General features: G+C 63.6%; 11 protein-coding genes. 6 read left to right on the top strand and 5 right to left on the bottom strand.

All coding sequences use genetic code 11. The features are described 5' to 3' along the window. The first annotated feature begins 131 nt into the window (after positions 1-131). Positions 132-1,199: a GGDEF domain-containing protein gene (locus ASF90_RS18790; RefSeq protein WP_055853654.1), complete on the top strand. Its 1,068-nt coding sequence runs from the start codon at positions 132-134 to the stop codon at positions 1,197-1,199. Between the two features lie 3 nt (positions 1,200-1,202). Continuing rightward, complete coding sequence (locus tag ASF90_RS18785) at positions 1,203-3,695, top strand: putative peptide modification system cyclase (RefSeq protein ID WP_055853651.1); 2,493 nt, start codon at positions 1,203-1,205, stop codon at positions 3,693-3,695. Positions 3,696-3,722: 27 nt separating this feature from the next. On the opposite strand, the gene ASF90_RS18780 is transcribed toward ASF90_RS18785, so the two are convergent. Then, positions 3,723-4,034, bottom strand: a complete 312-nt coding sequence (locus ASF90_RS18780) for an NHLP-related RiPP peptide (protein ID WP_115559607.1) — start codon at positions 4,032-4,034, stop codon at positions 3,723-3,725. Here ASF90_RS18780 and ASF90_RS18775 point away from each other — a divergent pair. Beyond that, the gene (locus ASF90_RS18775; RefSeq protein WP_236699313.1) at positions 4,033-5,277 is read left to right on the top strand and encodes a putative peptide maturation dehydrogenase; all 1,245 of its coding nucleotides are present in this window, start codon (positions 4,033-4,035) and stop codon (positions 5,275-5,277) included. The genes ASF90_RS18780 and ASF90_RS18775 overlap by 2 nt on opposite strands. Before the next feature lie 259 nt (positions 5,278-5,536). Here ASF90_RS18775 and ASF90_RS18770 read toward each other — a convergent pair whose 3' ends face one another. The 4 genes from ASF90_RS18770 to ASF90_RS18755 form a co-directional block, all read right to left on the bottom strand. Further along, on the bottom strand, positions 5,537-7,624 hold the full coding sequence (locus ASF90_RS18770; RefSeq protein WP_055853646.1) for a S9 family peptidase: 2,088 nt from the start codon (positions 7,622-7,624) through the stop codon (positions 5,537-5,539). Between the two features lie 103 nt (positions 7,625-7,727). Beyond that, a complete protein-coding gene (locus ASF90_RS18765) occupies positions 7,728-9,755 on the bottom strand; it encodes an acetyl/propionyl/methylcrotonyl-CoA carboxylase subunit alpha (protein WP_055853643.1) in 2,028 nt (675 codons plus the stop codon). A gap of 223 nt (positions 9,756-9,978) precedes the next feature. Then, entirely contained in the window at positions 9,979-11,589 is a 1,611-nt protein-coding gene (locus ASF90_RS18760; protein WP_055853641.1) for a carboxyl transferase domain-containing protein, read from the bottom strand. Positions 11,590-11,599: 10 nt separating this feature from the next. Continuing rightward, positions 11,600-12,763 (bottom strand): isovaleryl-CoA dehydrogenase, encoded by a 1,164-nt coding sequence (locus tag ASF90_RS18755; protein WP_055853639.1) that lies wholly within the window; start codon positions 12,761-12,763, stop codon positions 11,600-11,602. A 129-nt stretch (positions 12,764-12,892) separates the two neighbouring features. Between ASF90_RS18755 and ASF90_RS18750 the strand changes: the two genes are divergently transcribed. From ASF90_RS18750 to ASF90_RS18740, 3 genes are all read left to right on the top strand, one after another. Then, positions 12,893-13,510, top strand: coding sequence for a TetR/AcrR family transcriptional regulator (locus ASF90_RS18750; RefSeq protein WP_082473618.1), 618 nt, complete (start codon positions 12,893-12,895; stop codon positions 13,508-13,510). An 87-nt stretch (positions 13,511-13,597) separates the two neighbouring features. Beyond that, positions 13,598-13,972, top strand: coding sequence for a hypothetical protein (locus tag ASF90_RS18745; RefSeq protein ID WP_055853635.1), 375 nt, complete (start codon positions 13,598-13,600; stop codon positions 13,970-13,972). Continuing rightward, positions 13,969-14,496, top strand: coding sequence for an RES family NAD+ phosphorylase (locus ASF90_RS18740; protein WP_055853633.1), 528 nt, complete (start codon positions 13,969-13,971; stop codon positions 14,494-14,496). Before ASF90_RS18745 ends, ASF90_RS18740 begins: the two co-directional genes overlap by 4 nt. Positions 14,497-14,636: the final 140 nt, after the last annotated feature.

Raw genomic sequence — 14,636 nt, 5'->3', positions numbered from 1 at the left:
CCTTTTTTTTTAAGCAGTACCCGACAATTCGTCTCTTTTGTAATGAGAACAAGTGTGATCTGGTGCTGAACAAGGGGGTCCTGTAGGATTTGTCCATGGGCTAACGTTGCAGGCCGGCCTAAGGAAACAGGATGACTTGCCACAACACCGCAGGCGCAGTCGAGCCGACGGGAAGCGTCGCCAAGACGCTCTCGGACGGGCTGCATGCGTTGATGACCGCTGACGAACTGGCGTTTTTCGCCCGTTTCGGCCGTACCCGTGAGCTTGCGGCAGGCCAGGCGCTGTTCGAGCGCGGTGCGATCGGCACGCAGATGTTCATCGTGGTGAGTGGCCAGATCGACCTGGATTTCGGCGAGGATCTGATGCTCAAGCATCTGGGCCCGGGCGAATTTTTTGGCGAACTCGGGCTGCTGATCGGCGATCATGCGCGCAGTGCCGGTGCCAGCGCATCCATGGACAGCCGCCTGATCGAACTGGCGCACGACGATTTTCAGCGCCTGGTCGACCACGACCCTTCGATGGTGGCGCATTTCCTGCGTCGCTCTATCGTGCGCGTGGTCAACAACGAGCAGTTGCTGATCCGCCAGCTGCGCCGTCGCAACCACGATCTGGAAGCGGCGCTGGATAATCTCTACGTCACCTCGCATCAGCTCAACCACACCGAAGAACTCAGCCGTACCGACGAGCTGACCGGGTTGCACAACCGGCGCGGTCTGGCGCTGTATCTGCAGGAATGCCGACGCGCCGGCAACGTGCCGGGCGTCGGCCTGATCCTGATCGACTGCGACCGCTTCAAGCGCATCAACGACGAGTTCGGTCATCTTGCCGGCGACCGCGTGTTGCAGAACGTGGCGCATGCGTTGCGTTCGGTCATCGCCGAGGGCGACCTTGCCTGCCGTCTTGGCGGTGACGAATTCTGCGTGCTGGTCGCACAAGGCACCCCGGAACTGGTGCACCACATTGGCGAGTGCATCGTGCGCGCGGTGGAGGCCCGCCTGTGCAACGGCCAGAGCGAGCAGGGCTGCTCGGTGAGCGTCGGCCTGTGCATGATCGATGCCGATGCGGCCTGGAACGACTGGTACACGCTCGCCGACAGCGCGCTGTACGAAGCCAAGCGCCAGGGCGGCAATGTGTTGGCCATGCACGAAGCGCTTGCACCGCTGCCATCCGGTACCACGCTTGCACCGGGGCATCGCTAAGGCATGAGCGCCCGCACCCACGCACGCAAGGACGCGTCGTCGGAGGCGATGCAGGCGCCGCGTCTGCGAACCCTGTTGCTCACCGACCTGTGCGATTCGACCGCACTGGTCGAACGCATCGGCGACAACGCCGCCGCCGCGCTGTTTCGCGAACACGATCGGTTGGTGGTCAAGCTGCAGCAGCAGTGGCGCGGCCGCCTGATCGACCGCTCCGACGGCTTGCTGCTGTTGTTCGACCGCCCGATCGACGGGTTGGGCTTTGCGCTGGATTACGCGCGTGGGCTCAAGGCGATGAGCGATGCCCACGCGCTCATTTTGTGCGCACGCCAAGGCCTGCATGTCGGCGAAGTGCTGACCTGGCGTAACAGCGACGAGGCGGTGAGCATCGGCGCCAAACCGCTGGAAGTCGAAGGCCTGGCCAAACCGACCGCCGCACGCCTGATGTCGATGGCGCGGCCTGGGCAGATCCTGATCTCGGCCGTGGCCGAATCGCTGACACACCGCGCCGCGCGCGAACTGGGCGAGCGGGTCGAGCGCATCCTGTGGAAATCCCACGGCCGCTGGCGCTTCAAAGGCGTGCCCACGCCGATGGAAATTTACGAGGTCGGCGAAGTCGGCCTGACCCCGCTGCGCACCCCGAAAAACTCCGCCAAGGCGTGGCGCGATGTGCCGTTGTGGCGCCGGCCGGCGGCGTTGGCGACGGAGGTCGCATTGATCGTGCTGACCGCCGGCATCTTGTGGGTCATCGGTCGTCCGGAGCCTGCCATCGCTTTTGCCGAACGCGATTGGGTGGTGGTCGGCGACCTGCACAACCTCACCGACAGCGCCGTGCTGGATGACCCGTTGCAGCAGGCGTTACGGCTCAGTCTCCAGCAGTCCAAGCACGTCAACCTCGTGTCCGAGAAACGCGCGCACGACATGCTGGAACTGATGAAGCAGAGTGATCGTGCCAAGATCGATCGTACGTTGGGTGCCCAAATCGCCCTGCGCTCGGGCGCCAAAGCCTTGATATTGCCCAGCGTGGCGGATGTCGGCGGAAACCTCCGGGTCACCGTCGAAGTGATCGATCCTGTCACGCAGGCGACGATCTACATGTATCACTCGGAGGGCCGCGGCCAGCGCTCTTTGCTGTCTTCCATTGACGCAGTCAGCTCCAATCTGCGTGCAGGACTTGGCGAAACGCTAGCGTCGATCAAGGTGAATTCTGCACCGTTGCCGCGCGTGTCCACTGCAAACATGGATGCATTGAACGCGTACGCCCTGGCGCAGCGCGGATTTGGCACCGGGCATTATCGGCGTGCACGTGACTATTACATGAGGGCCGTGGAGCTTGACCCGACATTTGCACTGGCCAACGTCGGCGTCGCGCGCTGTAATTATTACTTGGAAGAACCACTCCTCGGATTGCCTTATCTGGAAAAAGCCCTCAGCTTTCGAGAAAAGCTTCCTCCGCGCGAGCAGGTCTACCTGGACGCGTGGTACGCACAGATCAAGGATCCAATAAACGCATACGAGAAATGGATGCAGATGGCCAATCTGTATCCGGATGATTTCGCTGCGGCCGAAAATACGGCGTACGCGCTGGAAGCGCGCAATCGCTATAGTGAGGCGCTTGTCTACGCCAAGAGTGCGGCATCGTCGCGCTACGAATACGATCCGTTGGCACTAGAGCTTCTCGGTCGGATGCAGTTGGCGTTGGGGAAAAAGAAGGAAGCACTGGCAGCATTTCGCTCGGCAAGAGCGTCAGGTCTGGCATCGGCTGCAGTCTGGGAAGCGGTCACCCTGGCGGTGATGGGAGATTTTCCGGCTGCGCATGCCATCTGGCCGGACGAGAAACGCCTGGATGTCGCCTATTTCGATCAGGTCTCCATCTATATCGATGAAGGGCGCAGCGACAAGGCGCTTCCAGAAATACAGCGTCTTTCCAACGGGATAGAGCACACGTCGACACGCTATCGGCAATCGGTCGTCGCCATGGCCGCAGCCCAATATGCGCAGGGACAGCATGCCGAGGTCCTGGCGACGATCAAGGCGACGGTTCCTGAGGCGTTGGCGAGCATCTCGACAAGCGCGGATGGTTTCAGCCAGCGCTCCAATGCCGTGGTCGCCGCTTCCTTGGCATTGTTAGGGCAACGCCTGGGGCACGCGGCAACGGCCAAGGCGGTCTTGCAGACCCTCATGGCCAAGCCGGAGCTGGCCAAGATGCCCTCTGTGGCCGAGCTGGTCTTGCTACTGCAGGCACGGACGGCGCTCCTTGAGGGGCGCGCCAGCGAGGCCGTCCAGCTGCTCAAGCCGCGTCTGGATGGTACTGAGGCGTACCAGTATCACGTCGTCTTGAAAGAGGCGTACACGTCTTTGAACGATCAACGTTCTGCGGCAAACGAATCCAGATGGCTGAAAAACGCGCATGGGCGCGCTTATGCCGAATTCGGCGGCTGTGGGTGGTGCCAGCAGCCGATGAATGTCTTCGATGCCATGAAGGCTGGCGGCAAATGAACCAGGATGTCATTTGCCGCAGCACGATTACTTCTTGAGCTGGGGCGTCGATCCCGAGGGAACATTGAGTCGAATCGGCTGCATATTGACCGACGACGTCAGGCTGACGTGTATGTCGTCGCGTGCCTGTGCGATGGAAGCCTTGTCGGCCAGGGTTTCTACCTTGAGTTGAGCGGCGAGCAGTGCTGCATCCTCGGGGGGGTGACCGACCTGCACCAGTGCGGCCTTCGGGTCGTTCTTGAACAGATCGCGGAATCCATCATCGGTTGCCAGAAGATCCAGCAGCCTGTGCGCGGTGTCCGGTTTTAGCGGGGCAGGGCCTTTCTCGTTCTCGTTCATGCTCTTCAATGGTAGGGAGGTCTTCAAGAAATCTAAGTCCAGACCGCTAGAAGATCAATCTAAAGATGAGTTCAAGAACATGCGGGTAAGGCGTTGTGCGGTTGTCTATCTCGAGCCCAGAGAGTCTGTTGCAATTGATCTTGTCGATTTGTGCGCAGGAGGTGCCGGTACCTCGCGTGCATTACGCTGGGTGGCGCTTGCGCCGCATCTGGATGCGGAGTGTGTCCTGACCGAAACGGAGGCGCTTGTGTTGGGCCGGATGAGTCCGAGCAAATGGCAAGACGCCACGACCATTAAAGACCCATCTGTTGTGCGATCGCTGTTGGACAAGGGTCTGCTACTAGAAGACAGCGAACAGACGCATCCGGCACAACAGCGCGATACCGTCCAGCGCCACAGCCAGTGGCATCCACTCGCAGCGACCTATCACGCCTTTACCCGTTGGAATGATGTCGACTCAGCGCAGGCAGCCAAGGACGCAGGCGCGGACACGGCAAGCGCATTGCTGCGGACCTTCGGCCCGCCGCCACCCGAGCAGGTGCGACGGGGAACGACCGATGCAATCTGCCTTGCACGCGCCCCTGACCACGGCTACCTGGACACAGTGCTCCGACGTCGTACCACCTGCAGAAATTTCGAAACCGATGCGCACATGGATGCTGCGGTGTTTGCGCGGATCATCGAGCGAACCTTCGCTGCAAATGCAGTGCTGGAGGCCGATCCGGAAACCGTGTTTCTCAAGCGCTCAAGTCCGTCGGGTGGCGGTCTGCATCCGTTGGACGCGTATCTATTGATCCGCAGCGTGTCGGGTATCGCGGATGGGATTTACCATTATCTTCCCGTCGATCATGCCCTGGAGCCGCTTGGTGTGGAGGTGGACAATCTGCAGGATGTTGCGCTGACTCTACTGGCAGGGCAGGACTGGTTCGCCAATGCGCAGGTGATCGTGGCGCTCTGTCCGCGTTACTACCGCAATTTCTGGAAGTACCGCATGCATGCAAAGGCGTATCGCGCGCTTGCGCTGGAAGCAGGCCATTTTTCGCAAACGCTGTACATGGCAGCCACAGATGTGGGCTTGGGTGCATTCGTCACCTGCGCGATCAATGAAGTCCAGATCGAAGCATTGCTCGGCCTGGAGCCGATCATGGAAGGTGTTGTGGCGCTGTGCGGCTTCGGTGTGCGCGGCGATAGCATGCAAACCATGGAGCTTGATCCCAATAACGAAGTCTGGGCGTCGACCTAACCGACAATTCTTGCGTGATCGGCTGCTGCGTTGGGCGCCGCCGTCATGCCAAGCGCGCGTATATGTCGATGCCGAAAACGGTGGGCCATCCCGCGCACTGCGCGGGTGGCCCCACCGTGGGATCACGGCATCTGTTGTGGAGTGATGGCGTTCGGTCGATGTGCCGCACTCCGCATTGCGCTCGGTGGATAGCCGCCGAGCGCAATGCGATCAGTATCCGCAGATACGTTCAGCCGCCTCCGGCTGCACCACCGGATACCTACTTCCGAATCGCCTGCGTATGCGTCTTCAGCGCATCGCTCAAACCGGTGACTTTGTCGGCACCTTCCGGGACGGTGAGGCTGGAGCCTTCGAAGTCCGCGCCGATCGGTTGCGCGCGGCCGCCCAGGCATTGGCTCAGGAACCCTTCGGTCACCGCGTTGAAGGCCTTGCTGTTTTCCGGGCGCCTGAAGCCGTGGCCTTCGTCGGGGAACAGCACGTAGGTCACCGGGATGCTCTTGGCCTTCATCGCGTTGACGATCTGGTCGCTTTCGGCCTGCTTGACGCGTGGGTCGTTGGCGCCCTGGCCGATCAGCAGCGGCTTGCTGATCTTGTCGACATGGGTCAGCGGTGAGCGTTCGGTCAACCATTGCTTGCCGGCTTCGGTAGCGGGGTCGCCCATGCGCTTGGTCAGTTGCTTGTAGAGGCTGGCCCAGTAAGGTGGCACGGTGCCGAGCAGCGTATTGAGGTTGGCCGGGCCGACGATGTCCACGCCGCACTTGAATGTGTCCGGAGTGAAGGTCATGCCCACCAGCGTGGCGTATCCACCGTAGCTGCCGCCCATGATGGCGACCTGGTCTGGCTTGGTGACGCCCTGCTTGACCGCCCACTGCACCGCATCGAGCAGATCGTCGTGCATCTTGGCGGCCCACTCGCCGTTACCGGCATTGGTGAAGGCCTTGCCGAAGCCGGTAGAGCCGCGGAAATTCACCGACAGCACCGCGTAGCCGCGATTGGCCAGCCATTGTTCGTAAGGGCCGTAGCCATAGCTGTCGCGCGCCCACGGGCCGCCATGCACGAACAGCACCAACGGCACCGGTTTGTCGGCCTTGCCGTCGTGGTTGGCGTCGGCCTCGGCGGGGAGCGTGAGGTAGCTGACCAGGGTGAGGCCATCGCGCGCGGTCAGTGCCTGTGGCCACATCGGCACCAGCGGCTTGCCCTCGAGTGCGGGGCGGGCGGAGAACAGTTTGCTCAGCTTGCCGCCGTCGGCGCGATCGTAGCGGTAGTACGTGGTCGGCGTTTCCGCAGCCGAGTAGGCCACGATCCAGGTGCGGTCATCGAGCGTGCGTGCGGAGACCTCGGCATCGCCGGTGCCGAGCGACTTGAGTTTCTGCAGGTCGGCAGCGATCCCGGTATCCAGCGCCTTCCATTCTTCGCGTAGATAATCGGTGGAGACCGCCTGTACCACGCCGGTTTTGGGGTCACTCAAGATTTTGCCGACGTCGACCTTCGGGTTTTCGAACAGCAGCGTGCGTGCATTGCTGGCGGTGTCGATGGCATACAGCGCAGCGGTATCGCGGCTGCGCGAATCCTGCATGTATAGCGTCTTGCCGTCGTCGGTCAGTCCTTGCGGCGAGGTGTTGGTGACATCCTCGAACGGAATGCGATCCACGCTCTTCCACGCCTTGCCATCGGGCACCAGCAACTCACTGCCGGCATCGTCGGTGGCACGGGTGGCATAGCGCAGCTGGTAGTCGCCGTCGAGCAGATAGGTGCCGAGGCTGTCGGTGTTCTTCTGCACCAGGGTGCGTTTACCCGATGCCAGATCGACCCGATACAGGTCGTGCCACTTGGCGTCGCGGTCGTTCATGCCGACCATGATCGACTCCGGGTGGTGTGCGCTGATCCTGACCACCTCGGCATTGGTTTTCTGGAACGGGGTGAGGTCCTTGCTGCTGCCATCGCTCAGGTTGACCGAGAACAGATGGAAATCCTCGTCGCCGCCGTTATCGCGCAGGTACAACAAGGTGTCGGTGTGATGGGTCCAGAAATAGCTGCGGATGCCGCGTGCGGTGTCCTTGGTGATCGCGCGTGCCTGATCCGGTGCATCCACCGGCGCGACCCAGACGTTGAGCACGCCGTCCAGCGGGGCCACCCAACTCAGGTACTTGCCGTCCGGACTGATGCTGACGTTCGCCCGCTCGGGATTGCCGAACAGCGCGTCGCGGGTGATCAGTTCCGGCGGCGCCGCCGGTGCACGCGTGGCAGCCGGCGTCGGGGTTGCCGCAGTGCTGTCGGCCGGTGCGGTCTTGTCGCTGCAGGCGGACAAGGCCAGCAGCATGCTGGAAACGAGAAGCAGGCGTTGCATGAAAGTCTCCGGTTGGGGGTCGCGGCCAATCCAGCCGATACTGCCACGCTACGACCAGGACCGATGCGCGCGGACGTGCCGTTGGTCACCCTGCCGGGCGGGTCTACGCTTTCGCGGACACGAATTCCACCAACAAGGCGGCGTCGGCGACCAGATCGCCTTCGGCCACCAGATACGCCTGTACCGTGCCGTCGCTGGGGGCGTGCAGGGTGTGTTCCATCTTCATCGCCTCCAGCACGACCAACGCCTGCCCGCGAGTGACCGGTTGCCCCACTGTCGCGACCAGCGCCACGATGCGGCCGGGCATCGGTGCAGTGAGTCCGCCGGCGTCGTGCGCTGGCTGGTCCGCCTCCAGCAACGCGTCGTGGTGATGGAAGATCGCGCGTTGGGTGGAATCACTGACGATCAGCGCGGTGCCATCACGCAAGGCGTGCGCACGCCACTGGCGACCATCCAATTCCACCCGCAGTGCGTTGTCGTGTGGGTGGTAGCGCAGCGTGTGTGTGGTGCCTGCGTGCGTGACCTGCCACGCATCGGCGAGGCGACGCACGCCCAGTTCGCGATGCTCGCCAGCGGCTTCCAATCGCACGGTGTGCGCTGCATGCGCGCCGATGCGCCACCCATCGCTGTCCTGCCACGGCGAAAACGGGTCGGCCGGGTCCGGCGTCGCCTTGGGCAACGCGTGTGTCATTAATACCGCCGCCAGACACCACCAGGCGGTGTCCGGAACCACCGTATCGGCAAACAGCGCTGCATGTTCGCGTTCGATCAGCGCGGTATCCAGATCGGCAGTCGCAAACGCGTGGGTGCCGACGAGACGCGCAAGGAAGGCGCTGTTGGTAGTGACGCCCACCGCATGCACCTGTGCCAGCGCCTCGCGCATACGCGCCAGTGCGGCGGGGCGGTCGATATCCCAGACGATGAGTTTGGCAATCATCGGGTCGTAATACGGGCTGATGGTGTCGCCTTGCTCCACGCCTGCATCGATGCGCACATGCGCGTTGGCAGCCGGCAACTGCAGCTGGCGCAGGGTACCGGTCGAAGGCAAAAAACCGCGGTCGGCATCTTCGGCATACAGGCGCGCTTCCAGTGCATGCCCGTGGATACGCAGCGCATCCTGGCGTTGCGGTAGTGGCCCGCCTGCGGCCACGCGCAGTTGCCATTCGACCAGATCGGTGCCGGTGATCAACTCGGTCACCGGGTGCTCCACCTGCAGCCGGGTATTCATTTCCATGAAATAAAAATCGCCATCCGGCCCGGCGATAAATTCCACCGTGCCTGCGCCGACGTATCCCACCGCGCGCGCCGCATCCACGGCTGCCTTACCCATCGCTGCGCGGCGTTGTTCGGTCATGCCGGGTGCGGGCGCTTCTTCCAGCACCTTCTGGTGCCGGCGCTGCACCGAGCAATCGCGTTCGAACAGATACACCACCTCGCCATGCGTATCGCCGAACACCTGGATCTCGATATGCCGCGGACGCTCGACATATTTCTCCACCAGCACGTGCGCATTGCCGAACGCCGATTGCGCCTCGCGCTGGCAGCTGGCCAATGCCTCGTCGAACGCGGCGCTGGTATCGACCCGCCGCATGCCCTTGCCGCCACCGCCGGCGCTGGCCTTGATCAACACCGGGTAGCCGATGGCATCGGCTTGCGCACGCAAAAACGCAGGGGCCTGTTCGTCGCCGTGATAGCCCGGCGTCAACGGCACGCCCGCACGTTCCATCAACGCCTTGGCCGCGCTCTTGTCGCCCATCGCACGAATCGCGCTTGCAGGCGGGCCGATAAACACAATGCCGGCCTGCGCGCAGGCGTCTGCAAACGCCGCGTTTTCAGAAAGAAATCCGTAACCGGGGTGAATCGCCTGGGCGCCGCTGACACGTGCCGCATCGATAATCGCATCGCCGCGCAGATAGCTCTGTTGCGCTGGTGCCGGGCCGAGATGGATCGCTTCGTCGGCCAGACGCACATGCCGCGCATCGCGGTCGGCATCCGAATACACCGCCACCGTGGCAATGCCGAGCTTGCGGCAGGTCGCCATGATCCGGCACGCGATCTCGCCGCGATTGGCGATCAGGATCTTGTCGAACGGCCGCTGCGGTGCTGTGGCAATGGAGTCGTGCTGTGTCATCGGGTCGGTCTCTGCACATCGCCAGCGTGGCCGGCGGTCGTGCGATTAAAGTCTTGCGATTAAAAACGCGGATGTGTCGTTGTGCGAAGACAGCAGGTGCGATGCATGCGTTGGAGACGGACGGGTGATGCTGACATCTGGTCGAACGCTACCTGTTTGGCAATGGAGCAATCGCAGCGCGCAGCCGGCAACACCTGCAGTGCCTGCCAGCACACGCTGCCGCTTACATGCGAAATACGCCAAAACGCGTTGGCTCGATCGGCGCATTCAACGCCGCCGACAAGCCCAGGCCGAGCACACGACGTGTATCGGCCGGATCGATGATGCCGTCGTCCCACAGCCGTGCGCTGGCGTAGTACGGATGGCCCTGCTGCTCGAACTGGGCGCGGATCGGCGCCTTGAAGGCGTCTTCGTCGTCGCCCGACCACGCGCCGCCCTTGGCTTCGATGCCGTCGCGGCGCACGGTGGCCAAGACGCTGGCGGCCTGCTCGCCACCCATCACGCCAATGCGCGCGTTCGGCCACATCCACAGGAAATTAGGCGAATACGCGCGGCCGCACATGCCGTAATTGCCGGCACCGAACGAGCCGCCGATCACCACGGTGAACTTGGGCACTTTGGCGCAGGCCACCGCCATCACCAGCTTGGCGCCGTCTTTGGCGATGCCGCCATGTTCGTATTTGCGTCCCACCATGAAGCCGGTGATGTTCTGCAGGAATACCAGCGGAATGCCGCGCTGCGTGCACAACTCGATGAAGTGTGCGCCCTTCAGCGCGGACTCGGAAAACAGGATGCCGTTGTTGGCGATGATGCCCACCGGGTAGCCGTGCAGATGCGCAAAGCCGGTGACCAGGGTGCTGCCATAGCGCGGCTTGAATTCGTCCAGCTGCGAATCATCGACGATGCGCGCGATCACTTCGCGCACATCGAACGGCTTGCGCGTATCGGCAGGGATCACCCCATACAGTTCGTCGGCGGCATGGCGCGGCGGCAACGGCGCCTGCAGCGCCAAAGATGCAGCCGGCTTGCGCCAGTTGAGTTGCGCAATGATCGCGCGCACGCGTGCCAGTGCCTGTAGATCGTTGTCGGCGAAATGGTCGGCCACCCCGGAGATGCGTGTATGCACATCGGCGCCGCCCAGCTCTTCGGCGCTGACTTCTTCGCCGGTGGCGGCCTTGACCAACGGCGGGCCACCGAGAAAGATCGTGCCCTGTTCGCGCACGATTACCGTTTCATCGCTCATGGCCGGCACATAGGCACCGCCGGCGGTGCACGACCCCATCACGCAGGCGATCTGCGGGATGCGCTGCGCCGACAGGTTGGCCTGGTTGTAGAAGATGCGCCCGAAGTGATCGCGATCGGGGAAGACTTCATCCTGCAATGGCAAGAATGCGCCGCCGGAATCGACCAGATAGATGCAAGGCAGGCGATTCTGTTGCGCAATTTCCTGCGCGCGCAGATGCTTTTTTACCGTCATCGGGTAATACGTGCCGCCCTTGACGGTGGCATCGTTGGCCACGATCACGCATTCCACGCCGGACACGCGGCCAATGCCGGCCACCACGCCCGCGCACGGCACCTGATCGTCGTACAGACCATGTGCTGCCAACGGCGCGATTTCCAGCAGGGCGCTGCCGGGGTCGAGCAGCGCGTCGATGCGTGCGCGCACCAGCAGCTTGCCGCGTGCGACGTGCTTTTCACGCGCGGCTTCGCTGCCGCCGAGCGCTGTGTGCGCCAAGGTGCGGCGTAAGTCATCCACCACGACGCGCATCGCAGCGGCATTGGCCTGAAAGCTGTCGCTGCTGATCTGCAGCTTGCTGGTGATCACGCTCATGGTGGCTCCGTCAGGCGGTGCGTTCGAACAGCTCGCGGCCGATCAACATACGGCGGATCTCCGAGGTGCCCGCGCCGATCTCGTACAACTTCGCATCGCGCCACAAGCGCCCGGTGGGGTAGTCGTTGATATAGCCGTTGCCGCCAAGTACCTGGATCGCCTGGCCGGTGAGCCAGGTCGCCTTTTCGGCGGCGTACAAGATCGCCCCGGCTGCATCCTGGCGCGTGGTACGCCCCGCATCGCAGGCGCGCGCCACCGCATACACATACGCGCGGCAGGCATTGAGCCCGACGTACATGTCGGCCAGCTTGGCCTGCATCAACTGGAAGGTACCGATCGGCTCGCCGAACTGCTTGCGCTCATGCACATACGGAAACACCACATCCATCGCGGCGGCCATCAGTCCAAGCGGGCCACCGGCCAGCACCACGCGTTCGAAATCCAGCCCGGACATCAGCACGCGCACGCCACCGTTGAGCGTGCCCAGCACGTTTTCGGCCGGCACCTCGCAGTCGGTGAACACCAACTCGCAGGTGTTGGAGCCACGCATGCCCAGCTTGTCGAGTTTCTGCGCGGTCGAGAACCCCGGCATGCCCTTTTCGACGATGAACGCGGTGATGCCGCGTGCGCCGGCATCCGGGTCGGTCTTGGCGTACACCACCAGCACGTCGGCATCGGGGCCGTTGGTGATCCACATCTTGCTGCCGTTGAGCACGAAGCGGTCGCCGCGCGCGTCGGCGCGCAGCTTCATCGACACCACGTCCGAGCCGGAGCCGGCCTCGCTCATCGCTAGCGCGCCGACATGCTCGCCGGTGCACAACTTGGGCAGGTAGCGCTGCTTCTGCTCGGGCGTGGCGTTCTTGCGCAGCTGGTTGAGGCACAGGTTGGAATGCGCGCCGTACGACAAACCAATGGCGCCGCCGGCGCGCGAGATTTCTTCCATCGCCACCACATGCGCCAGATAGCCCATGCCGCTGCCGCCGTATTCTTCTTCCACGGTGAGCCCGAGCAGGCCCTGTTCGCCGAACAGGCGCCACAGCTGCGACGGAAACACATTGTCGTGATCGGCCGCGGCGGCGAGCGGGGCGATATGGTGGCTGGCGAACGCCGCGACGCTTTCGCGCAGCAGATCGATCTCTTCGCCAAGCTCGAAGTTCAAGGACGGCACATGCATGGAGCGACTCCACAAGGATCGGGACGTGCCGGGTGGGAGCGGGCGGGCCGCACGGCGTATGTGGGGCAGCCTAGCGGTCCGCGACAAAAAAGTGAACTAAAATTCAACTATTGAACCCAGAATCACACCATGGCTTATCGACGCTCCGCCCTGATGGAAGAACGCTTGGCCGGCAATCGCGAACGCATCCTGCACGCGGCCCGCGCCCTGATCGCCGAAGGCGGCTACCGCAATGCCCCGATCACCGCCGTCGCAGCGGCCGCCGGAGTCTCGACCGGGCAGATTTACCGGCATTTCCCCTCCAAAGCCGAGCTTTTCGTCGAAGTTCTCGACGCGGCGGTGCAGCGCGAGATGGCCATCCTGCGCGCCATCGCCACCACCGATGCCAGCGCGGCCGAGCGCCTGCGCAGCGCCATCGCCACCTTTGTGCGGCGAGCGCTGGCCGGCCCGGCGCTGGCCTACGCCTTCATCGCCGAGCCGGTGGAGAGCGAGGTGGATGCCGAACGTATCCGTGGCCGTCGACTGTTTGGCGAGGTGTTTCGTCAGTTGCTCGCCGAAGGCGTGGCGGCCGGAGAGTTCCCCGAGCAGTCGCTGGATGCGGCCGCGGCCTGCATCGTCGGCGCCTTTACCGAAGCCCTTGTCGGGCCGATTGCCCCTAGCCGGGGCGATCCGCAGCAGGGCGAGCACTTGGTTGAGGCGATCTGCGGCTTCTGCCTACGCGCCGTGGGCGCAGCCGCGCCCGCCTGAGGATGCACTGACCATGCATCTAGTTGTGCTGGATGGAGGCGGATTACTGTGCATATACTGTGCGCACTCCGTATCGAAGCACATGCCATGGTCGCCGTCCTCAATCCGCTGTCCCTGACCGAGCGGCTGCGCGCGCCCGATCGCACCATCCTCTCGCCGTCGGCCATGGCGGGCCTGCTGGAGTTGTCGCAGCAGGAGCTGGCCGAGCTTGCCGGCGTGCATCGCAACAGTCTGCGCGTGCACCCGGAGAGCCCGCGTGTGCAGGATCTGCTGCGCAACCTGTCGCGCCTGTTGGTGGCGATGGCGCAGATCCAGCCGGACGAGCGCCAACTGGTGTTCCATCTCAAAAACACGCCAATTCCTGCGTTCGAATTCGCCACGCTGCTGGAAGTGGTCAAGCAGGGCCGCACCGACGACGCGCTGACGTATCTGCGCACCGTCGCCGCCGGGGCCGCGGGTTGAGGCTGAGCGCCCCGGCGCACTGCACGCTGTATCGCGCCTTCACTCCGCGCTGGGCCGCCGAACCGCTGAGTGGTGCGGGCGCCGCGCGATCGGGTGGCCGCTTCAACCGCTTCGGTCAGCCGGCACTGTATCTGGCCATGGAACTGGACACCGCTGCTGCCGAATATGCGCAGGCGGCGCCGTTCCTGCCGCCGTTTACGCTGGTCAGTTATGCGGCCGCGTTGCCTGCGCTGGCCGACCTGCGCCTGCTCGACGCAAGCTGGGACGCGCTATGGGCCGACTGGACCGACGACTGGCGCAAGGCGCTGGTCAACAAGGTCGAGCCGGTCAGCTGGGTGCTTGGCGACATGCTGCGCGAGGCGCTGATTCCCGGCGTGATCTTCCCCAGCATGGCCGCGCCCAATGGCGTCAACGTGGCGGTGTTCCTGGACATGCTGCAGCCCGATCAGGTGCTGCGCGTGCTCGACGATGGACGCCTGCCGCGCGATGGCCGCAGTTGGGGCGACCCGCCGACAGCGGTGTAGCGGCCAGACGCGCGGCAGTTGCGGATCCTGCATCGAACGCATGGGGTGTCATTGCGGCCGCGATGCGAGGAAAACGCGCGTGACCAATGTCCTGAAGATTGCCTGGTCCGTCCACGTGCCCAGCAACGCCGCGTGCGCGA

The sequence above is a fragment of the Xanthomonas sp. Leaf148 genome, from assembly GCF_001423585.1.
GTDB lineage: Bacteria > Pseudomonadota > Gammaproteobacteria > Xanthomonadales > Xanthomonadaceae > Xanthomonas.
The sequence above is the reverse complement of the archived record's forward strand: the minus strand, read 5'-3'. Positions and strand labels throughout refer to the sequence as shown.

What these genes read in the sequence shown, in the direction of transcription:
- ASF90_RS18790 (WP_055853654.1), top strand. Translation starts at nt 132, where the DNA reads ATGACTTGCCACAACACCGCAGGCGCAGTCGAGCCGACGGGAAGCGTC.
- ASF90_RS18785 (WP_055853651.1), top strand. Translation starts at nt 1,203, where the DNA reads ATGAGCGCCCGCACCCACGCACGCAAGGACGCGTCGTCGGAGGCGATG.
- ASF90_RS18775 (WP_236699313.1), top strand. Translation starts at nt 4,033, where the DNA reads ATGCTCTTCAATGGTAGGGAGGTCTTCAAGAAATCTAAGTCCAGACCG.
- ASF90_RS18780 (WP_115559607.1), bottom strand. Translation starts at nt 4,034, where the DNA reads ATGAACGAGAACGAGAAAGGCCCTGCCCCGCTAAAACCGGACACCGCG.
- ASF90_RS18770 (WP_055853646.1), bottom strand. Translation starts at nt 7,624, where the DNA reads ATGCAACGCCTGCTTCTCGTTTCCAGCATGCTGCTGGCCTTGTCCGCC.
- ASF90_RS18765 (WP_055853643.1), bottom strand. Translation starts at nt 9,755, where the DNA reads ATGACACAGCACGACTCCATTGCCACAGCACCGCAGCGGCCGTTCGAC.
- ASF90_RS18760 (WP_055853641.1), bottom strand. Translation starts at nt 11,589, where the DNA reads ATGAGCGTGATCACCAGCAAGCTGCAGATCAGCAGCGACAGCTTTCAG.
- ASF90_RS18755 (WP_055853639.1), bottom strand. Translation starts at nt 12,763, where the DNA reads ATGCATGTGCCGTCCTTGAACTTCGAGCTTGGCGAAGAGATCGATCTG.
- ASF90_RS18750 (WP_082473618.1), top strand. Translation starts at nt 12,893, where the DNA reads ATGGCTTATCGACGCTCCGCCCTGATGGAAGAACGCTTGGCCGGCAAT.
- ASF90_RS18745 (WP_055853635.1), top strand. Translation starts at nt 13,598, where the DNA reads ATGGTCGCCGTCCTCAATCCGCTGTCCCTGACCGAGCGGCTGCGCGCG.